General features: G+C 52.4%; 18 protein-coding genes and 1 riboswitch. Of the genes, 17 read left to right on the top strand and 1 reads right to left on the bottom strand.

From position 1 onward, the window contains the following. Positions 1-29: 29 nt before the first annotated feature. From ACTHTA_RS00770 to ACTHTA_RS00750, 5 genes are all read left to right on the top strand, one after another. On the top strand, positions 30-776 hold the full coding sequence (locus tag ACTHTA_RS00770) for a HesA/MoeB/ThiF family protein (protein ID WP_308887213.1): 747 nt from the start codon (positions 30-32) through the stop codon (positions 774-776). Between the two features lie 186 nt (positions 777-962). Beyond that, the gene (locus tag ACTHTA_RS00765; RefSeq protein WP_049328555.1) at positions 963-1307 is read left to right on the top strand and encodes a CidA/LrgA family protein; all 345 of its coding nucleotides are present in this window, start codon (positions 963-965) and stop codon (positions 1305-1307) included. Continuing rightward, the gene (locus ACTHTA_RS00760) at positions 1307-2005 is read left to right on the top strand and encodes an LrgB family protein (protein WP_372340840.1); all 699 of its coding nucleotides are present in this window, start codon (positions 1307-1309) and stop codon (positions 2003-2005) included. Before ACTHTA_RS00765 ends, ACTHTA_RS00760 begins: the two co-directional genes overlap by 1 nt. A 42-nt stretch (positions 2006-2047) precedes the next feature. Beyond that, the gene (argJ, locus tag ACTHTA_RS00755; RefSeq protein WP_063076667.1) at positions 2048-3268 is read left to right on the top strand and encodes a bifunctional glutamate N-acetyltransferase/amino-acid acetyltransferase ArgJ; all 1221 of its coding nucleotides are present in this window, start codon (positions 2048-2050) and stop codon (positions 3266-3268) included. Positions 3269-3345: 77 nt separating this feature from the next. Further along, a complete protein-coding gene (locus ACTHTA_RS00750) occupies positions 3346-4716 on the top strand; it encodes a chloride channel protein (protein WP_308887155.1) in 1371 nt (456 codons plus the stop codon). Positions 4717-4791: 75 nt separating this feature from the next. Here ACTHTA_RS00750 and ubiB read toward each other — a convergent pair whose 3' ends face one another. Continuing rightward, the gene (ubiB, locus tag ACTHTA_RS00745; protein WP_070589717.1) at positions 4792-6303 is read right to left on the bottom strand and encodes a ubiquinone biosynthesis regulatory protein kinase UbiB; all 1512 of its coding nucleotides are present in this window, start codon (positions 6301-6303) and stop codon (positions 4792-4794) included. A gap of 206 nt (positions 6304-6509) precedes the next feature. After that, positions 6510-6607: riboswitch (glycine riboswitch) on the top strand. Positions 6608-6817: 210 nt separating this feature from the next. Between ubiB and gcvT the strand changes: the two genes are divergently transcribed. From gcvT to rho, 12 genes are all read left to right on the top strand, one after another. After that, positions 6818-7918, top strand: a complete 1101-nt coding sequence (gene gcvT, locus ACTHTA_RS00740) for a glycine cleavage system aminomethyltransferase GcvT (protein WP_313971232.1) — start codon at positions 6818-6820, stop codon at positions 7916-7918. Between the two features lie 118 nt (positions 7919-8036). Continuing rightward, complete coding sequence (locus ACTHTA_RS00735) at positions 8037-8438, top strand: hypothetical protein (RefSeq protein WP_070774256.1); 402 nt, start codon at positions 8037-8039, stop codon at positions 8436-8438. Between the two features lie 88 nt (positions 8439-8526). Then, entirely contained in the window at positions 8527-8913 is a 387-nt protein-coding gene (gene gcvH, locus ACTHTA_RS00730; RefSeq protein ID WP_313971231.1) for a glycine cleavage system protein GcvH, read from the top strand. A gap of 107 nt (positions 8914-9020) precedes the next feature. Further along, complete coding sequence (locus ACTHTA_RS00725; RefSeq protein ID WP_440364021.1) at positions 9021-9572, top strand: DNA-3-methyladenine glycosylase I; 552 nt, start codon at positions 9021-9023, stop codon at positions 9570-9572. A 55-nt stretch (positions 9573-9627) separates the two neighbouring features. Then, entirely contained in the window at positions 9628-12480 is a 2853-nt protein-coding gene (gcvP, locus tag ACTHTA_RS00720; RefSeq protein WP_308887158.1) for an aminomethyl-transferring glycine dehydrogenase, read from the top strand. 224 nt (positions 12481-12704) lie between these two features. Beyond that, positions 12705-13514 carry a bifunctional hydroxymethylpyrimidine kinase/phosphomethylpyrimidine kinase gene (gene thiD / locus ACTHTA_RS00715; protein WP_308887159.1) on the top strand — a complete coding sequence of 270 codons (810 nt, stop codon included), beginning with the start codon at positions 12705-12707 and terminating at the stop codon, positions 13512-13514. A gap of 111 nt (positions 13515-13625) precedes the next feature. Then, a complete protein-coding gene (locus ACTHTA_RS00710) occupies positions 13626-14045 on the top strand; it encodes an OsmC family protein (RefSeq protein ID WP_003684499.1) in 420 nt (139 codons plus the stop codon). 262 nt (positions 14046-14307) lie between these two features. Further along, positions 14308-15021 (top strand): GntR family transcriptional regulator, encoded by a 714-nt coding sequence (locus tag ACTHTA_RS00705; RefSeq protein ID WP_308887160.1) that lies wholly within the window; start codon positions 14308-14310, stop codon positions 15019-15021. A gap of 72 nt (positions 15022-15093) precedes the next feature. Then, positions 15094-15873 carry a DeoR/GlpR family DNA-binding transcription regulator gene (locus tag ACTHTA_RS00700; RefSeq protein WP_063068458.1) on the top strand — a complete coding sequence of 260 codons (780 nt, stop codon included), beginning with the start codon at positions 15094-15096 and terminating at the stop codon, positions 15871-15873. Between the two features lie 105 nt (positions 15874-15978). Beyond that, complete coding sequence (locus tag ACTHTA_RS00695; protein ID WP_308887162.1) at positions 15979-17667, top strand: glutamine--tRNA ligase/YqeY domain fusion protein; 1689 nt, start codon at positions 15979-15981, stop codon at positions 17665-17667. A gap of 83 nt (positions 17668-17750) precedes the next feature. After that, positions 17751-18653 carry a DMT family transporter gene (locus tag ACTHTA_RS00690; RefSeq protein WP_308887163.1) on the top strand — a complete coding sequence of 301 codons (903 nt, stop codon included), beginning with the start codon at positions 17751-17753 and terminating at the stop codon, positions 18651-18653. Between the two features lie 244 nt (positions 18654-18897). After that, a complete protein-coding gene (rho, locus tag ACTHTA_RS00685; RefSeq protein ID WP_003680905.1) occupies positions 18898-20157 on the top strand; it encodes a transcription termination factor Rho in 1260 nt (419 codons plus the stop codon). Positions 20158-20163: the final 6 nt, after the last annotated feature.

Here is a 20163-nt window from a genome sequence, read left to right as displayed (position 1 = left end):
ATTGGGTTTCAGACGGCCTTATTATTATGATGAACGATCAACAACTCCTGCGGTTCAGCCGCCATATCTTGCTTGACGAAATCGGTATCGAAGGTCAAGAAAAACTCTTGGCCGCCCATGTGCTTGTTGTCGGTTGCGGCGGGCTGGGTGCGGCGGCCTTGCCGTATCTTGCCGCCGCCGGTATCGGCAGCCTGACGATTGCCGATGCCGATACCATCGACGAGACCAACCTTCAACGCCAAATCACGTTTACCGAAGCCGACATCGGTAAAAACAAGGCTTTGGTGATGCAAGGCCGTCTGAAACAAATCAACAGCCAAACACACATTACAGCTATTGCCGAATTTCTCGATGAGGCCAGGCTTGTCGAATTGGCAAACGCCGCTGACATCATCCTTGATTGTTCCGACAATTATCCCACACGCCAAGCGGTCAACCGCGCCGCCGTTGCCACGCGCACGCCTTTGGTTTCCGCAGCGGCCGTCGGCTTTGACGGACAAATCGCCGTGTACCGTCCCGATCTTCCCGATACGCCTTGTTATGCCTGCCTGTTTGACGGAGAACAAGCCAGCGACGGCGCTTGTGCATTGTTCGGCGTTTTTTCGCCATTGGTCGGCGTTATCGGAACGACCCAAGCCGCCGAAGCGCTTAAAGTGCTGATCGGTATCGGTACGCCGTCGCACGGCAAACTTTCTACCTACAACGCGTTGAGCGGAAAATGGCAGCAATACGGGGTGAAACACAATCCCGAATGCCCGGTTTGCAGCGGCCGTTAAAGACAAAAAGCAGGGTAGGGGTTTCAATATTGCCTCAGCCAATCCGCTAGAGTAATCATACTTATCTTTCATTAAACTCGAAGGAAGGCGTTTCTTCCCTTTTCAGACGGCCTGTGGCACGATATGATTCAATGATTAATAAATTTCTTGAGGCCGTCTGAAAAAGGATAAGGAGAAACCGGCTTAATGAATATTATTCGTGCCTTATTGGTGGTATTGGGTTGCCTGGCTTTGGGCGAGGCAACCGTTTGGATTTTGGGGTTGAAGCTGCCGGGCAGTATTGTCGGCATGGCTTTGCTGTTTGCCGCGCTTCAGGCGGGCTGGGTCAAATTGTCTTGGGTGGGCGAACTGGCAGACATTTTGATGGCAAACCTGACTTTGTTTTTGGTGCCGCCTTGCGTGGCCGTCATCAGCTATTTGGACGTGATTGCAAACGACTGGTTTTCAATTTTGACGGCCACAATCGGCAGTACGATCTGCGTATTGTTGGTGACCGGCAAAGTGCATGAGTGGGTCAGGAGGCGGATGTGATGAATATAGACGGGCTGTTGCGCATGCCCTCAGTCATGCTGTTCCTGACTTTGGCCGTATATGCTTTGGCGGTGCAGATTCGGACGCGCACGGGGAATGTGCTGTGTAATCCGGTATTGATCAGTACGCTGGTGTTGATGGGGTATTTGAAGGTATTTGCCATCGATTACGAGCTGTATCATTCTGCTTCGCGCTTTATTGATTTTTGGCTGAAACCGGCAGTCGTGTTGCTGGCCGTGCCGCTTTATCGAAATTGGGACCGTATCCGCAGCCAGTGGTTGCCGGTGGTGTTGTCGCAGTTGGCGGGCAGCGTGACAGGCATTGTTACGGGCGTGTATTTTGCCAAATGGCTGGGCGCTTCGCGCGAAGTGATTCTGTCGCTGGCTTCCAAATCCGTGACCAATCCGATTGCGATTGAAATCACGGCGTCTATCGGCGGTATTCCGGCGATTACGGCGGCAACGGTGATTATTGCTGGACTTTTTGGACAGATGGCCGGATATAAAGTGTTGAAAGGGGCGTTGTATATGCCTTCTTCAGTAGGAATGTCTTTGGGTACGGCCTCGCATGCGATGGGTATTGCGGCGTCTTTGGAATACGGCCGCCGTATGGCCGCATATGCCGGCTTGGGCTTGACGCTTAACGGCGTGTTGACGGCGATATTGGTGCCTATCTTGATTCCCTTATTGGGCGTATAGCGTTTAGGCCGTCTGAAAATAGTGTAAACAGGAGAAAATGATATGGCTGTAAATTTGACTGAAAAACGTGCAGACGAATTGTTGGAAATCGACGGCATCCGTCTGTTTACAGGTCGTGCCGGCATCAAGCAACAAGACCGCGACGATTTGACGCTAATGGTGTTGGGCGGCGGACATACGGTGGGCGCGGTGTTTACGCAAAACCGTTTCTGCGCCGCGCCGGTGCATATCGCCAAGTCGCATCTGTTTGACCAAGACGGCGTGTGTGCCTTAGTCATCAATACGGGCAATGCCAATGCGGGTACCGGCGCACAAGGCCGTCTGGACGCGATCAAAGTGTGCGCGGCGGCGGCGGAACAGGTCGGCTGCCAATCCAATCAGATTATGCCGTTTTCGACCGGCGTGATTTTGGAGCCTCTGCCTGTGGATAAAATCGTGGCCGCCTTGCCGCAAGTACGTCCTGCATTCTGGTCGGACGCGGCGCGTGCCATCATGACGACGGATACTGTACCGAAAGCCGCTTCACGCACAGGCTTGGTCGGCGAAAAACACACAGTCCGCGCTACCGGCATCGCCAAAGGCTCGGGCATGATTCATCCGAACATGGCGACTATGTTGTCGTTTATCGCTACCGATGCCAAAGTGTCCCAACCGATTTTGCAGCTGATGACGCAAGAAATCGCAGATGAGAGTTTCAATACGATTACCGTGGACGGCGATACCAGCACCAACGACAGCTTTGTCATTATGGCGACAGGCCGTTGCGGTCAGAGCGAAATCGACAATACCGCCGATCCGCGCTATGCGCAGCTCAAAGCCTTGCTCGGTTCGCTGGCTTTGGAATTGGCGCAGGCGATTGTCCGTGATGGCGAGGGTGCGACCAAGTTCATCACGGTTGAAGTGCAAAATGCGAAAAACCGCGAAGAGGCGCGCAAAGTGGCTTATGCCGTTGCCCATTCGCCTTTGGTGAAAACCGCTTTCTTTGCCTCCGACCCGAACTTGGGCCGTCTGTTGGCAGCCGTCGGCTATGCCGGTATTGAAGACTTGGATGTCGATGCTTTGAAAATGTGGCTGGATGACGTGTTGGTTGCCGAAAACGGCGGCCGCGCGGAAAGCTATACCGAAGAAGCAGGACAAGCGGTGATGAACCGTCCGGAAATCACCGTCCGCATCGATTTGCAACGCGGTGATACGACGGCGGCTGTCTATACCTGCGATTTGTCGCACGAATATGTGTCGATTAACGCGGATTACCGTTCTTAAAAACCTTTATCCTTGTGTTCAGACGGCCTTTGAGAAAAGTATCAAGGCCGTCTGAACACATTGACTGCGTGTTTATTATGAAATTTCCCCAGACTTGGGCGACGCGCCTTGCCCACAAAATCCGCCAAACCAAACGCCTGTCGAAAAAGAGCATCGCCCTTCTGTTTTTGTTGGCAGGATCGGCATTGGTTGCCCTGACGGCTTTGATGTTTGCGTACTTGGCGGATTTGGCTTTGGAATGGAACGCCTTGTTGGTGGGAAAATATCCGTGGTTTGCGTGGGTGGTTTTGCCGCTGGGTTTGCCGCTTTTGGCATGGTTTACGCGAAAATTTGCGCCGTACACTTCCGGCAGCGGTATTCCGCAGGTTATCGCCTCTTTGTCTTTGCCTTATGGTGCGCAGAAAACCCGTTTGATTCGTTTGGGCGAAACCTTTTTTAAAATTCCGCTGACGTTTTGCGCCATGCTGTTGGGTGCGTCTGTCGGCAGGGAAGGGCCGTCTGTGCAAGTGGGCGCGGCGGTGATGAACGCTTGGGGCGCGTGGTGTAAAAAGCACGGGCTGGCGTTTAGGGGTATGCAGGAAAACGATTTGATTGCCGCAGGTGCGGCCGGCGGTTTGGCGGCGGCGTTTAACGCGCCTTTGGCCGGCGTGGTGTTTGCCATCGAAGAATTGGGGCGTGGCGTGCTTTTACGTTGGGAACGTCAAATCCTGATGGGCGTGTTGGCAGCCGGTTTCATTCAAGTGGCGATACAGGGCAATAACCCGTATTTCTCAGGTTTTCAAGGGCATGAGTTGCCAAACATGTTGATGTGGGCGGAGGTGTCGGGCATCGTCTGCGGCGTGGCCGGCGGATTGTTCGGCAGCTTTTTGTATCGCGGAGCGGCGGCATTCGCACCGGTACGCTGGCGCAGTTTCATCCGCCGCCATTTGTTGGTGGTCGCCTTTGTAATGGGTATCTTGCTCGCGCTGCTCGGTACGTTTTATCAAGGTAAAACCTATGGTACGGGCTATCACGAAGCCGCAGCCGCACTCAAAGGCGCGTATGAAGCGCCGTTCGGCTTGGCAGTCGCAAAATGGGCGGCAACCGTGTTCAGCTATTGGGCAGGCATTCCCGGCGGCATCTTCACGCCATCGTTAACCATTGGTGCGATGATAGGCGAACACATGGCTTCTTTCGCGCAACTGGGCGACGCGTCCAATGTCGCGGTTTTGCTCTGCATGGCCGCATTTCTTGCCGCCGCGACCCAATCGCCGTTGACCGCCGCCGTGGTGGTCATGGAAATGACGGGTGGACAGAATTTACTGTTTTGGATGTTGCTGACTTGCATCTTCGCTTCGCAAGTCTCGCGCCAATTCTCGCCGCATCCGTTTTACCATGCCGCAGGTTTGCGCTTCAGACGGCATATTGAAGCCGAAAGCGGACATGTTCAGCACGAGAAAAAAGAATAGGTCGGCATAACAAAGGCCGTCTGAAAACTAAATTTCAGACGGCCTTTATTATGTCGTTTAAAGCTGTATTACGGTTTACTTAAACAGCAAAATCAGCAGCAAAACAACCGCAATCACACCCAGCCACAGGCTTTGGCGTTGCTGTACTTTAACCAAATGTACATAGGCATCGCGCATTTCCTGCTGGCGGTTTTCATCAATCAGCGCACTGATTTTGCGCGGCAGGGAGGGGATGATTTGCGCCCAGTCGGGGGCTTCGTTTTTGAGGTTGCGCCAAAGGGCTTTGGGGCCGACTTGTTCGTTCATCCAGCGCACCAAAAACGGTTTGGCGGTTTTCCACAAGTCCAAATCGGGATCAAGCTGGCGGCCCAAGCCTTCGATGTTGAGCAGCGTTTTTTGCAGCAATACCAGCTGCGGTTGGATTTCGACATTGAAACGGCGGCTGACTTCAAACAGGCGCATCAGCACCAAGCCGAAGGAAATCTGCGAAATCGGTTTGTTGAACACAGGCTCGCACACGGCGCGGACAGCGGCTTCCAATTCTTCCGCACGTGTGTCGGCAGGCACCCAACCCGATTCGATGTGGGCGGTGGCGACGCGGTGGTAATCGCGGTTGAAGAAGGCGAGGAAGTTGATGGCGAGATAGCGTTTGTCGTAATCGGTCAACGTGCCGACGATGCCGAAATCGAGGGCGATGTAGCGGTTGTCGGCGGCAACCAGAATATTGCCGGGGTGCATATCCGCATGGAAAAAGCCGTCTCGGAAAACTTGCGTGAAGAAGATTTCCACGCCGTAATCGGCAAGTTTGTGCAAATCAATGCCGTCTGCTTTGAGTTTGGCGATATCGGATACCGGCGTGCCGTCCATCCATTCGATGGTCAGTACGTCGCTGGTGCAGTAATCGTAAAATACCTTCGGCACAATCAGCATATCGCTGTTTTGGAAATTGCGACCGAGCTGGCTGGCATTGGCGGCTTCGCGCATCAAGTCCAATTCGTCGTGCAGGTATTTGTCAAATTCGGCCACCACTTCGCGCGGCTTCAAACGCTTGCCGTCTGAAAACAAACGTTCCACCCAGCCTGCACCAAAGCGCATCAGCGACAAATCCTGTTCAATCACGGGCAAAAGGTTGGGGCGCAAGACTTTCACTGCGACCTGTTCGCCCGAATGCAGGCGGGCTTTGTGTACTTGGGCGATGGACGCGCTGGCGACAGGCTCTGTTTCAAATTCCGCGTATAAAGTGTCGATGGATTGGCCCAAAGATTTTTCGATTTGCGAGCGTGAAAGCTGCGCGTCAAACGGCGGCACTTTGTCTTGCAGCCTTGCCAGTTCGACCGCGTAATCGTGCGGAATCAAATCGGGACGCGTGGACAATACCTGTCCGAATTTGATGAAAATCGGCCCCAGGCTTTCCAACGCCAAACGCAGGCGCACGGCAGGCGTCTCGTGTTTGAACTTGGACGACTGCGGCAACATATTGAGGAAAGTCCGCGCCCAACCCGGACGGACCAGCGAGGCAATCAGCTCGGCAAGGCGGTAGCGGTAGAGCGTGCAGAGGATGGTTTTAATGCGTTTGAGGCGGTTCATGATGGACGCAGATAAATCGAAAAAACAGAATTATATAGGAAAAACGGGTAAGGGCTTCAGACGGCCTGGGACTTTTGCAAAAACATTTGCCGCATGGCTAACAATTTTATAAAGGCTCAGGTTTTGCCGCCTCAATAAAAAGACGAATATTCGCATCATAAATATTCGTCGGCTACTTGCCCAAACCGCCGATTCAAGACATAATCGGAAAATGTGCAGGAGAGTGTTACACCCAACTACAATGTAACCACCGAAGGCGCAGACACCCTTAAATCGCTCAGGTATCAGGGACTGCACATTGAAACAAACAATCTGGAGAGCGGCGTTAGAATAACGTCCACCGAAGGGGAGAAGGCCGTCTGAACCACCATTCAGACAACCGCGCAAAGCAGTGAGCAGACTGGTTTGCCATCATGCGGATACGGCCGAAAATCTCAGGTTCAAGGACAGATAGGGTCATCCGCGCATAGGTGCGCGGGCGGCATCTGAACAAAAAATCCGGAGAAATTTGAGAATGACTGCTCTGAAAACCACCCCATTTCATCAAGCCCATCAAGATGCAGGCGCGAAGCTGGTCGATTTTGCCGGCTGGGAGCTGCCCATCCATTATGGTTCGCAAATCGCCGAACACGAAGCCGTGCGCACCGACGCCGGCATGTTCGACGTATCCCACATGCTCGTTACCGACGTCGCCGGAGTGAACGCCAAAGCCTTTTTCCGCAAACTGATTGCCAACGACGTTGCCAAACTCGCCTTCGTCGGCAAAGCCCTTTATTCCGCGCTGCTTAACGACAACGGCGGCGTGATTGACGACTTGATCGTTTACCGCACCAACGAAGCCGAAACCCAATACCGCATCGTGTCCAACGGCGCGACCCGCGAAAAAGACACCGCCCAGTTCCACAAAGTCGGACAAGAATTCGGCGTCGCCTTCAACCCGCGCTACGACCTCGGTATGCTCGCCGTACAAGGCCCGAAAGCCATCGAAAAACTCCTGACCGTCAAACCCGAATGGGCGGATGTCGTCAACAACCTCAAACCGTTCCAGGGCGCGGATTTGGGCAACGACTGGTTTGTCGCACGCACCGGTTATACCGGCGAAGACGGCGTCGAAGTGATTCTGCCGGGCACTGAAGCCGTCGCATTCTTCAAAGCCCTGCAAGCAGCAGGCGTACAGCCTTGCGGCCTCGGTGCGCGCGACACCCTGCGCATGGAAGCCGGCATGAACCTCTATGGCAACGATATGGACGACGACACCAGCCCGCTCGAAGCAGGCATGGGTTGGACGGTTGATTTGAAAGACGAAAACCGCGATTTCGTCGGTAAAGCCGCCTTGCTGGCATTGAAAGAAAAAGGCGTTGCCGTCAAACAGGTCGGTTTGCTGCTCGACAAAGGCGGCATCCTGCGCGCGCATATGGAAGTGTTGACCGACAAAGGCAAAGGCGAAACCACCAGCGGCGTATTCTCGCCCAGCCTGAAACAATCCATCGCCATCGCCCGCGTGCCGAAAGATTTTGACGGCGATACCGCCAAAGTGCTGATGCGCGGCAAGGAAGTGGACGTGCGCGTATTGAAACTGCCGTTTGTGCGTAATGGGCAGAAACAGTTTGACTGATGCGGTTTCAGACGGCCTTTGTCAAAATAAAGGCCGTCTGAAATAAAAATATAGGTATTAATTTACCTAAATTAAGAAGTTAGAAATGGTATTCAAATAAAAAAGAAAGTTTGTTGTGATGAATTATTGGATTGTTGGTGCCATGTTTGGTGGTGTGGATGATGCCTTAGAGAGCTTTATAGAACGGGGTTATTGGTATTGTTGGAATAAGAAGGTTCCAACGGGGGAAGAAAGTAAAGGACCAAATTCAATAGAAAGGCAGATTGAAAAATTCAAGGAGATTTCTATTGGAGATAAGATAGCAGTAAAGAAAATTCATAGTGTACCTGAACAAAAAATGGAAGTTAGAGCGTTGGGTATTGTGAAAGATATTGATTTTGAAGAATGGAGAGTTTATGTAGATTGGAAAGTGCAATTCAAGCATTTGGAAAGAATTGTTGATTTACATGGCTGGTCGGCTTCTATTCATGGCCCATATCAATATTCAGATACTAGGATTCATAAAGTTTTTTGTTTGTAAGGTTTGCTTATACACTTACACTTAGTAGGAGAGTATCGCAAGATTCACTACTAGCTAAATTAAACCGTTCTTAAAGGAGAACCAAACCATGAGCAACAACATCCCAGCCGAACTGAAATACGTTGCCAGCCACGAATGGCTGCGCCTTGAAGACGACGGTACCGTTACCGTCGGCATTACCCACCACGCGCAAGAGTTGTTGGGCGACATCGTGTTCGTCGAACTGCCTGAAGTCGGCGCGAACCTTGCCGCTGAAGAACAAGCCGGTGTGGTTGAGTCTGTGAAAGCCGCGTCCGACGTGTACGCGCCGATTGCGGGCGAAGTCGTTGCCGTCAACGAAGATTTGCCCAGCGCGCCGGAAACCGCCAACAGCGACCCTTACGGCGCAGGCTGGTTCTTCAAAATCAAACCTGCCAATCCTGCCGATTACGACGGTCTGTTGACTGCCGAACAATACGCAGGCGAAGTAGCTTGATTTTTGCAAACATCCAAACAGATTTTTCATCTGTTTGATATTGCAGGTCTTAGGTCGTCTGAAAAATGCTTTCAGACGGCCTTTGTTTCAATTTTTCCTCAGTAAACATGAATTACTGCGAATTTGTCGCCACGCTTCCTGACGATACAGACAACCCCAACAAACATTATCACGACACGCAATACGGTTTTCCGATTGAGGACGACAATGAATTGTTTGAGCGGCTGGTGTTGGAAATCAATCAGGCAGGATTAAGCTGGACGCTGATGCTGAAGAAGCAGCAGGCATTTCAGACGGCATTTAAAGGTTTTGACATCGATACGGTCGCCGCATTTGACGAAACCGATATTGAGCTGCTGCTTGCCGATGCAGGCATCGTCCGCAACCGCCTGAAAATCAACGCAGCCATTTATAACGCGCGACAAATCAAACAAATACAGCAAGAATACAGCTCATTCAAAAACTGGCTCGATGCGAACCATCCGCTCGACAAGGCTGAATGGGTGAAGCTGTTTAAAAAACATTTCAAATTTGTCGGCGGCGAAATCGTCGGCGAATTTCTGATGAGTACCGGCTACCTGCCCGGCGCGCATGTGGAAACCTGTCCGGTTTATAGGGAAATATTGGCATGTCGTCCAAAGTGGGCGGAGGCCGTCTGAAACAACATCTGCAAGAAAAAACAGTGTTGATATCGATAACACCGAAGGAGTAGAAATGAAACTATCTGAATTGTTCAACCCGAACGAATTTGCCGCGCGACATTTGAGCTTTGGCGACGAGGCTGCGCTTTTGGAAGCGCTGGGCGAGAAGAGCATGGATGATTTTGTCGGCAATACCGTGCCGCAAAGCATCCGTATGCCGTCCGAACTCGACCTGTCCGAAGCCCTGACCGAGGCGGACGCTTTGGCGAAGCTGAAAGCCATTGCGTCGAAAAACGTGATCAACAAGTCCTATATCGGTTTGGGTTATTACCCGACCCGCGTGCCGAACGTGATTTTGCGCAACGTATTGGAGAATCCGGGCTGGTACACCGCCTACACCCCGTATCAGGCAGAAATTGCCCAAGGTCGTTTGGAAGCTTTGTTGAACTTCCAACAAGTGTGTATTGATTTGACCGGTTTCCCTGTGGCAGGCGCGTCTTTGTTGGACGAGGCAACTGCCGCGGCTGAAGCGATGGCGATGGCGCACCGAGTGGGCAAAGTGAAAACCGAGCGTTTCTTTGTGGATGCGCGCGTGTATCCGCAAACTTTGGACGTGATGAAAACCCGCGCCAAATATTTCGGCTTTGAACTGGTGGTCGGTGATTTTGCCCAAGCGGATGAAGGCGAATACTTCGGCGCGCTGCTCCAATACGTCGGCAAAGACGGCGACGTACAAGACTTGCAGGATGTTATCGGCCGTCTGAAAGCAAAAGGCACAATTGTGGCCGTTGCCGCCGACATCATGAGCTTGGTTTTGCTGAAGTCTCCGGCTGAATTGGGCGCGGATATTGCTTTGGGCAACACCCAACGCTTCGGTGTACCGATGGGCTTTGGTGGTCCGCACGCTGCTTATTTCGCATTTAAAGACGAGTTCAAACGTTCCGCTCCGGGCCGCATCATCGGCGTATCCAAAGACGCATCGGGCAAACCCGCGCTGCGCATGGCTTTGTCCACCCGCGAGCAACACATCCGCCGCGAAAAAGCGACATCCAATATTTGTACCGCACAAGCATTGCTGGCGAACTTGGCCGGTATGTATGCTGTTTACCACGGTCCTGAAGGCGTGAAACGCATTGCCAACCGCATTCATGCGTTGGCTTCTGCCTTTGCTGATGCGCTGGTTTCAGACGGCCTGAATGTGGTTCACAAAGTCTTCTTCGATACCGTTACCGTCGATTTCGGCAGCAAAGAGAAAGCAGACCAAGTGTTTGCCGCTGCTCTGGAATCGGGTTACAACCTGCGCCGCGTCAACGATACTCAAGTTGCAGCTGCATTCCATGAAACATCGGCATACGAAGATTTGGTTGATTTGTACCGTGCGTTTACCGGCAAGGATACGTTCGCATTTGCCGATGATGTCAAAGGCCGTCTGAACGCCGAATTGCTGCGTCAGGACGACATTCTTCAACATCCTGTGTTCAATAGTTACCACACCGAACACGAAATGTTGCGCTATCTGAAAAAACTCGAAGACCGCGACTTGGCGATGAACCGCAGCATGATTTCATTGGGCAGCTGCACCATGAAACTCAACGCGACTGCGGAAATGTTGCCGATTACTTGGGCTGAGTTCTCCGACATCCATCCTTACGCTCCTGAAGCGCAAACCGCCGGCTACCGCGAATTGCTTGCCGATATGGAAAACAGCCTGAAAGCCATCACCGGCTTTGACGCGATTTCCTTCCAGCCCAACTCCGGCGCGCAGGGCGAATACAGCGGCATGCTCTCCATCCGCCGCTATCAAGAAGCCAACGGAGAGGGACACCGCAACATCTGCCTGATTCCCAAATCCGCCCACGGTACCAACCCTGCGACTGCCGCTATGCTGGGTTTGAAAGTCGTCGTTGTCGATACCGACGAACACGGCAACGTCAACATCGACGATTTGAAAGCCAAAGCCGAGCAATACCGCGACGCTTTGTCCGCCATCATGATTACTTACCCGTCCACCCACGGCGTGTACGAAGAAGGCATCCGCGACATCTGCCGCATCATCCATGAAAACGGCGGACAGGTTTACATGGACGGCGCCAACCTCAACGCCCAAATCGGCATCATGCAGCCTGCCGAAGTCGGCGCGGACGTGTTGCACATGAACCTGCACAAAACCTTCTGTATCCCTCACGGCGGCGGCGGTCCGGGCGTCGGCCCTATCGGTTTGAAAGCCCACCTTGCCCCGTTTGCACCGGGACACGCTTTGACCGACACCCACAGCGCCAGTGCCGACCAAACCGCCGTTGCTGCTGCGGCCTTCGGTTCTGCGTCCATCCTGCCGATTACTTGGATGTACCTGACCATGATGGGCAAACAAGGCATGGAGCAGGCAACACGCTGGGCATTGCTCAACGCCAACTACGTTGCCAAACGCCTGAGTGAAGACTATCCGATTCTGTATACAGGCAAAAACGGCCGCGTTGCGCACGAATGTATCGTCGATTTGCGTCCGCTCAAAGCCGAAAGCGGCATCACCGAAACCGACATCGCCAAACGCCTGATGGACTATGGCTTCCACGCGCCGACGGTTTCCTTCCCTGTTGCCGGTACGCTGATGATTGAGCCGACCGAGAGCGAAAGCAAAGCCGAACTTGACCGCTTCATCGCCGCCCTGAAACAAATCAAACAGGAAGTGCTGAAAGTCGAGCGCGGCGAATGGCCGAAAGAGGACAACCCACTGGTCAACGCTCCGCACACCGCGTCCGACGTAACCGACGAATGGACGCATCCGTATTCTCGCGAAGAAGCTGTCTTCCCGTTGCCGTTTGTCCGCGAACACAAATTCTGGCCGAGCGTGAAACGTGTAGATGAAGTGTATGGCGACCGCAATCTGATTTGCTCCTGCTTGCCGATTGACGCATACGAAGATTAAGCCTGAATAGGTTTAAAATTGAACAGGTCGTCTGAAAATGAAAATAGTTTTCAGACGGCCTTTTGTTTGTTAAGATATTTCGCCCGAGAACATACATTTGTTTTTGGTAAAACAACGGATAAGGCATTCGGAAAGATAGACAGCGGATGCCTTTGCTTACGAATAAAACCAAACGGCTTTCCATAACGATAAGCAAAAGGCCGTCTGAAAAACAGGAGGACACGATGGACGAACTTTTTATTCAAACGCTGACGATTGCCGGCTCAGATTCCGGCGGCGGCGCGGGCATACAGGCGGATTTGAAGACGTTTCAGATGCGCGGCGTGTTCGGTACCAGCGTACTGACCGCTGTTACCGCACAAAATACTTTGGGTGTATCGGCAGTGCATCCGATACCGACCGACATGATTGCCGCGCAAATTGCCGCGATTCAGGAGGATTTTCAAATCCGCGCTTATAAAATCGGCATGCTGGGTACGGCGGAAATCATCGAATGCGTGGCGGAACAAACCGCCGAATGCGACTTCGGTAAACGCGTATTGGATCCGGTCATGATTGCTAAAGGCGGTGCGCCGTTGTTGGAAAATTCAGCCGTCGAAGCCATGAAACGCCTGCTGCTGCCGCATACGGACGTATTGACCCCCAATCTGCCCGAAGCGCAGGCATTGACGGGTATCAATATTGAAAACCGCCAAGATGCGGAACGCGCCGCCAAAATTCTTCAGGATTGGGGCGTGAAAAATGTGGTGATTAAAGGCGGCCATCTTGCCGACAGCCGAAGCGAATATTGCACCGACTGGCTGTTTACGCCATACGAAACCATTGAGCTGAACAGCAAACGTTTCCCGACGCCGCATACACATGGCACGGGCTGCACGTTTTCTGCCTGCATCACAGCCGAGTTGGCAAAAGGGTTTAGCGTTCCAGAGGCGGTTCAAACGGCAAAAAACTATATTGCCGCCGCCATTTCCCATCCTTTGGGCATCGGGGCAGGGCACGGGCCGGTCAACCACTGGGCGTATCGGAACGAATGATGCGTTTAGTCCGATTGTAATTGATTGTATTTTTCAGACGGCCTGACTAGGTTTATCACTTGAAATTGTTTACAATATCGGATTAATGCTTTTACGGATAAAAAAGACACCATGCAAGTTACTTCAAAATGGATAGACGGAATGTGCTTCGTCGGTACAACGGCAAACGGACACAGCGTTGTGATGGAAGGCGCGGCGGCTGAAGGCGAAGTCAAACGCGGCCCCAGCCCGATGGAAATGCTGTTGTTGGGTGTAGCAGGCTGCTCCAGCATCGATGTCGTGATGATTGCCGAGAAACAACGCCAAAAAATCACCGACTGCCGTGCCGAAGTGACTGCCAAACGCGCCGACACTGCGCCGCGCGTGTTTACCGAAATCCATATCCATTTCAAAGTGTATGGTCGAGGTTTGCAAGAAAGCGCGATTGAACGCGCCGTACAGATGTCTGCCGAAAAATATTGCTCCGCATCGATTATGCTGGGCAAAGCGGCAAAAATGAGCCACAGCTTCGAGATCGTCGAAACAGAATAGGGCGGTTTCAGGGTGGGCGTGTCGGAGCGTGAACCGACTACCCACAAAAAAAGCAGATATATTCACGCATTAACATGAATATATCTGCTTGCTTTTTATTCCTTTTTCTTCTCTCTCTATCAGCCTTTATAACTTGGCTTGTTGATCTCATTGTGCAAGTTTCGTTTAACATTGTCAACAATTTTTAATTATATTTTAAACACCCCCGAAAGATGCTGGTTTGTAAACGCTTGCGCCTTAATACGGATACAGGGGAAACATTATGGATTACGAAAATAATACCAACGTTGCGCCTGCAACTTCATCGCTTATTTTGGAAGAGCGTCATGATTCCGAACTCTTCCGCGTGTACGCATTGATTTTGGACGGCATTACCGACCATCTGCTGTTGCCGGGCAAAAAACTGACCGAGTCCGAGCTTTGCAGACAAATGGTTTGCTCGCGCAATACCGTGCGTGGCGCATTGTCGCTTTTGGCGCACGACAAAATCGTCGATTTGCAGCCCAACCGCGGCGCATTTGTCCATGTGCCGGACTTGAAAGAAATGAAAGACGTGTTCAACACGCGTATCGAAATGGAAAGCATGATTTTGAGCGTCCTCATCGATATGCCTGATTTGGAAACGCGTCTGAAACCGCTTTACGCCATGATTGAGCAAGAGGGCGCAGCCTCCGAAAGCGGCGACCGCGTGGGTTGGAACCGCCTGTCCAATGCCTTCCATGTCGAATTGGCGCGGCTGTTGGACAACAATGTCCTGTTTGAAATCATGAATACCTTGTGTGCGCGCTCTTCATTGATTGTGGCCGTTTCCGACCCGCTTCGCAAAGAAAAGCGCAATATCGATTCCAATTCGCACCATGAACACCGAGAAATCCTTGATTTGTTGCTGGCAGGCAAGCGCAACCGTGTGACCAAAGTCATACGCCGCCACTTGGGCGCGTGCATGGAACGCTTGGAACAGAAACTCGAGATGTAATCGGTTTGACAATAACAAGGCCGTCTGAAATATTCAGACGGCCATTGGTTTATCCCTAAAAAACGAAACGCCATGAAACCCAAAATCCAAAGACACGAACATATCCTCACCCTCGTCCGCGAACATAACTTTATGACGGTGGAAGAGTTGGCGGCAAATTTGGATGTTACGCCGCAAACCATACGCCGCGATGTGCAGGAGTTAAGCGAAACCGGACAACTTAAACGCTATCACGGCGGCGCATCTTTGGGCGACGTTTCAGTCGTAACGGCAGGGCAGGAGCGGCGCAACCATCAGCAGCAGGAGAAAAACGCCATTGCCCGGCTGATTGCTTCCACCATTCCCGATAATGCCTCGCTCTTTATCAGCATCGGCACCACCATGGAAGCCGTCGCCGCCGAATTGGTCAGACAGCGTAAAAACCTGCGGATTATCACCAACAACATCTACGCCGCCTCCATCACTGCGGCGCGTACCGACTACACAGTCATCATCGCTTCCGGCGTGGTCCGCCCCTTGGATGGCGGTATTACGGGCGTGGCGACCGTCGATTTCATCAACCAATTCAAAGTTGACTATGCCATCATGAGTACCCACGGCATAGAAAACGACGGCTCGCTTTTGGATGACGATTACAAGGAGGTCAGCGTCATGCAGGCGATGGTGAACAATGCCCGCGTGCGCTATCTTGGCGTCGATCACAGCAAATTCAACAGCAATGCCTTGGTCAGACTGGGCGATATCGGCGCATTTGATAAGTTGTTTACCGACCGCCCACCATCCGCCGCCATGCAGAAAACCCTAAACGAGCGCGGCGTAGCGTGGCAGGTTGCCGACCCTGTATCAAAGTAGCCAAGTCGGGTACAATTGAGCCATCATTCCATTCCTTTCAGACGGCCTGATTGAATGTACAGGCCGTCTGAAAACAGAAAATCATTTTCCCATTAAAGAAATATTATGTTGAATAAAGACCAATTCGCGGACAACCATTTTATCCGCACCATTATCGATGAAGACCTCAAAAGCGGTAAACATACAGCCATCCAAACCCGTTTCCCGCCCGAGCCGAATGGCTATTTGCACATCGGTCACGCCAAATCCATCTGCCTGAACTTCGGTTTGGCCTATATTTTCGACGGCCTGTGCAACCTGCGTTTCGACGATACCAATCCCGAAAAAGAAAACGACGAATACGTCAACGCCATCAAAGAAGACGTCGAGTGGCTCGGTTTCCATTGGGCAGGCGAGCCGCGTTTCGCTTCCAATTATTTCGACCAGCTTTACGACTACGCCGTCGGTTTAATCAAAGACGGCAAAGCGTATGTCGATGATTTGACACCAGAAGAAATGCGCGAGTATCGCGGTACGCTGACCGAAGCAGGCAAAAACAGCCCCTACCGCGACCGCAGCGTCGAAGAAAACCTCGACCTGTTCACGCGCATGAAAAACGGCGAATTTCCCGACGGCAGTAAAACCCTACGCCTGAAAATTGACATGGCTTCAGGCAACATCAATATGCGCGATCCTGTCATCTACCGTATCCGCCGCGCCCATCACCACAACACTGGCGACAAATGGTGCATCTACCCGATGTACGACTACACGCATTGCATTTCCGATGCCATCGAAGGCATCACGCATTCCTTGTGTACGCTCGAATTTGAAGCCCACCGCCCGCTTTACGACTGGGTGTTGGACAACATCCCTGCGCTGCACGCCACACGTCCGCGCCAATACGAGTTTTCCCGTTTGGAGCTTCTGTATTCCATCACCTCCAAACGCAAGCTGAACCAACTGGTTTCAGAAGGCCATGTTTCCGGCTGGGACGACCCGCGTATGCCGACCATTTCCGGTATGCGCCGCCGCGGTTACACGCCCGAAGGCCTGCGCCTGTTTGCCAAACGCGCCGGTATTTCCAAATCTGAAAACATCGTCGACATGAGCGTGTTGGAAGGTGCAATTCGTGAAGAGTTGGAAAACTCTGCGCCACGCTTGATGGCGGTTTTGAACCCGCTCAAAGTGACTCTGACCAACTTTGAAGCCGGTAAAACCCAAAGCCGCCGTGCCGCATTCCATCCGAACCATGAAGAAATGGGCGATCGTGAAGTACCTATTTCCCAAACCATCTACATCGAAGCCGACGACTTTGCCGAAAATCCGCCTAAAGGCTTCAAACGCCTGATTCCCGGTGGCGAAGTGCGTTTGCGCCACGGCTATGTCATCAAGTGCGATGAAGTCGTAAAAGACGCGGCAGGCAATGTGGTTGAACTCAAATGCAGCATCGACCACGATACCTTGGGCAAAAATCCAGAAGGCCGCAAAGTCAAAGGCGTGATTCACTGGGTGTCTGCCGAACACGCCGCCGAAATCAAAGTCCGCCTGTACGACCGCCTCTTTACCGTCGAGCGTCCCGATGCCGTGCGCGGCGAAGACGGCAACTACCTGCCGTTTACAGATTTCCTCAATCCAGAATCCATCAAGGAAATCACTGCCTACGCCGAGCCTGTCGCAAAAGATCTGCCGGCGGAAAGCCGTTGGCAGTTCGAGCGACTGGGCTATTTCGTCACCGACCGTAAAGACCACCGCCCCGAACAGCCCGTGTTCAACCGCACGGTAACACTGAAAGATTCTTGGCAGCCCAAGTAATCTGTTTACAGCAGCTGCACTGAAAGGCCGTCTGAAAACTTGAAATTCGGTTTTCAGACGGCCTTTGTTGATAAAGGATTGAGATGGAACGTTATTCCGTACATTTGAAACTGCTGGGAATGGCGGTGTTGTGGGGCGCGTCTTGGCCGATGGGGCGGATGCTGGGGCAGTCGCTGCCGCCGCTGACGGGTGGGGCGGTTCGGTTTGTACTGGCTTCGGTTTTGTTGTTGGGCTGGTTGTTTACGCGCAGCAGGTTTGCGACTTTAGCGGCTTTGTCGGCGCGGCAATGGCTGGGCTTGACTGCAGCCGCTTCCGTCGGGGTGTGCGGCTATGCGGTGTTTTTTATGCTGGGTTTGCAGACTATGCCGGCAGGCAAGGCGGCGGTGGTCGTGGCGGTGAACCCCGTGTTGACGCTGCTGTTGGCAACTTGGTTTTTCGGCGAGCGTTTAAATGCGAAGATTTTGGCGGGTATGCTGCTGGCGGTTTTGGGTGCAATAACGGCGGTCACGCAAGGGCAGCCGTTGACAGTGTTATCCGGCGGCATCAAGGCAGGAGAGTGGCTGATTTTCGGCTGCGTGGTCTGTTGGGCGGCTTATACCTTAATCGGGCGCGCGGTTTTGCGCGGGATAGATGCGCTGACGGTAACGACGGCAACTTCGTTCATTGGTGCGTTGATGTTGTCGGCGGTGGCGTTGTGGACGGACGGATTGCCGTTTGAGGCGATAGCGGCAATGGATGGACGCGGCTGGACGGCCTTGGCGTGGCTGGTCATCGGCGCGACGGTATTGGCATATGCGTGGTATTTCGAAGGTGTGAAGATTTTGGGCGCAGGCAGTGCGGCGGCGTACATTACGCTCGTGCCGATTTTCGGTGTACTGTCTTCGGCGTGGTTTTTGGGCGAACCGTTGCATATTTCGCTGGTTGCAGGTTGTGCAGCGGCAGTCGGCGGCATGACGCTGATGCGGTACGGGCAGAAGGCCGTCTGAAGTTTGGCAAATACTCGGATTTTTGATAATAAGATTGCGGTTGCCACGTTACTTCCAGCCGTAATCTTATTGAAGGATAAGACCAAGTTACGGCCTTAGTGTTCGATTTAAAAATTTGACACCCTGCCTCCAACTGCCTAAAATTCAACTTTCTCAAAAATCTACCGTATCCTGCGGCACGATTTCATACTTTCAGACGGCCTTTGTGCCATCTCTCTGATACCATTCAAAATATATCAATACTATGCACGTTTCAGAACTCCAAACCCTCCACATTTCCAAACTCTTGGAAATGGCAGAAGAACATGGCATTGAAAACGCCAACCGTTTCCGCAAACAAGACCTCGTTTTTGCCATCGTCCGCCAGATGATGAAGCAGAATGTCAGTTTTACCTGTTCCGGTACACTCGAAATCCTGCCCGACGGCTTCGGTTTCTTGCGCAGCGCAGATACTTCTTACCTTGCCGGCCCTGATGATATTTATGTTTCGCCCACGCAAATCCGCCGCTTCAATCTGCACACCGGCGACACCATCGAAGGCAGCGTGCGCGTGCCTAAAGACAATGAGCGTTATTTCGCGCTTGTCCGTCTAGACACTATCAACGGCGATCAGCCTGAAGTCTGCAAACACAAAATCCTTTTTGAAAACCTCACGCCTTTATTCCCAACCGAACAATTCAAACTCGAGCGCGACATCAAAGCCGAAGAGAATCTGACCGGCCGCGCCATCGACTTGGTTTCCCCAATTGGTAAAGGCCAACGTGCATTGTTGGTTGCGCCGCCTAAAACCGGCAAAACCGTGATGTTGCAAAACATTGCCCACGCCATTACCGCCAATTATCCCGATGTCGAGTTGATTGTCCTGTTGATTGACGAGCGTCCGGAAGAAGTGACCGAAATGAGCCGTTCTGTACGCGGCGAAGTGGTTTCCTCTACGTTTGACGAGCCTGCGCAACGCCATGTACAAGTGGCCGAGATGGTGATTGAAAAAGCCAAACGCATGGTCGAACACAAAAAAGACGTGGTGATTCTGCTGGATTCGATTACCCGTTTGGCACGCGCCTACAATACCGTTGTGCCGACTTCGGGCAAAATTCTGACCGGCGGTGTCGATGCCAACGCTTTGCACCGTCCGAAACGCTTTTTCGGCGCAGCGCGTAATGTGGAAGAGGGCGGTTCGCTTACCATTATTGCGACGGCACTTGTTGAAACCGGCAGCCGCATGGACGACGTGATTTACGAAGAGTTCAAAGGCACGGGCAATATGGAATTGCACCTTGACCGCCGCATGGCAGAAAAACGCCTGTTTCCGGCCATCAGTATCAATAAATCCGGTACGCGCCGCGAAGAATTGCTGGTGCCGAACGATCAGTTGCAACGTATGTGGCTTTTGCGCAAATTCCTGCATCCTATGGACGAAATCGAAGCGACCGAGTTTTTGGTGGGTAAACTCAAAGACTCTAAAAATAACGACGATTTCTTTGAATTGATGCGCGGTAAATAAGCATAA

Origin of the sequence: Neisseria sp. P0013.S005, from assembly GCF_051958425.1 — a bacterium.
In the GTDB taxonomy this organism is placed as follows: domain Bacteria; phylum Pseudomonadota; class Gammaproteobacteria; order Burkholderiales; family Neisseriaceae; genus Neisseria; species Neisseria subflava.
This window is presented reverse-complemented; position numbering and strand designations above follow the sequence as displayed.

What these genes read in the sequence shown, in the direction of transcription:
- ACTHTA_RS00770 (WP_308887213.1), top strand. Translation starts at nt 30, where the DNA reads ATGAACGATCAACAACTCCTGCGGTTCAGCCGCCATATCTTGCTTGAC.
- ACTHTA_RS00765 (WP_049328555.1), top strand. Translation starts at nt 963, where the DNA reads ATGAATATTATTCGTGCCTTATTGGTGGTATTGGGTTGCCTGGCTTTG.
- ACTHTA_RS00760 (WP_372340840.1), top strand. Translation starts at nt 1,307, where the DNA reads ATGAATATAGACGGGCTGTTGCGCATGCCCTCAGTCATGCTGTTCCTG.
- argJ (WP_063076667.1), top strand. Translation starts at nt 2,048, where the DNA reads ATGGCTGTAAATTTGACTGAAAAACGTGCAGACGAATTGTTGGAAATC.
- ACTHTA_RS00750 (WP_308887155.1), top strand. Translation starts at nt 3,346, where the DNA reads ATGAAATTTCCCCAGACTTGGGCGACGCGCCTTGCCCACAAAATCCGC.
- ubiB (WP_070589717.1), bottom strand. Translation starts at nt 6,303, where the DNA reads ATGAACCGCCTCAAACGCATTAAAACCATCCTCTGCACGCTCTACCGC.
- gcvT (WP_313971232.1), top strand. Translation starts at nt 6,818, where the DNA reads ATGACTGCTCTGAAAACCACCCCATTTCATCAAGCCCATCAAGATGCA.
- ACTHTA_RS00735 (WP_070774256.1), top strand. Translation starts at nt 8,037, where the DNA reads ATGAATTATTGGATTGTTGGTGCCATGTTTGGTGGTGTGGATGATGCC.
- gcvH (WP_313971231.1), top strand. Translation starts at nt 8,527, where the DNA reads ATGAGCAACAACATCCCAGCCGAACTGAAATACGTTGCCAGCCACGAA.
- ACTHTA_RS00725 (WP_440364021.1), top strand. Translation starts at nt 9,021, where the DNA reads ATGAATTACTGCGAATTTGTCGCCACGCTTCCTGACGATACAGACAAC.
- gcvP (WP_308887158.1), top strand. Translation starts at nt 9,628, where the DNA reads ATGAAACTATCTGAATTGTTCAACCCGAACGAATTTGCCGCGCGACAT.
- thiD (WP_308887159.1), top strand. Translation starts at nt 12,705, where the DNA reads ATGGACGAACTTTTTATTCAAACGCTGACGATTGCCGGCTCAGATTCC.
- ACTHTA_RS00710 (WP_003684499.1), top strand. Translation starts at nt 13,626, where the DNA reads ATGCAAGTTACTTCAAAATGGATAGACGGAATGTGCTTCGTCGGTACA.
- ACTHTA_RS00705 (WP_308887160.1), top strand. Translation starts at nt 14,308, where the DNA reads ATGGATTACGAAAATAATACCAACGTTGCGCCTGCAACTTCATCGCTT.
- ACTHTA_RS00700 (WP_063068458.1), top strand. Translation starts at nt 15,094, where the DNA reads ATGAAACCCAAAATCCAAAGACACGAACATATCCTCACCCTCGTCCGC.
- ACTHTA_RS00695 (WP_308887162.1), top strand. Translation starts at nt 15,979, where the DNA reads ATGTTGAATAAAGACCAATTCGCGGACAACCATTTTATCCGCACCATT.
- ACTHTA_RS00690 (WP_308887163.1), top strand. Translation starts at nt 17,751, where the DNA reads ATGGAACGTTATTCCGTACATTTGAAACTGCTGGGAATGGCGGTGTTG.
- rho (WP_003680905.1), top strand. Translation starts at nt 18,898, where the DNA reads ATGCACGTTTCAGAACTCCAAACCCTCCACATTTCCAAACTCTTGGAA.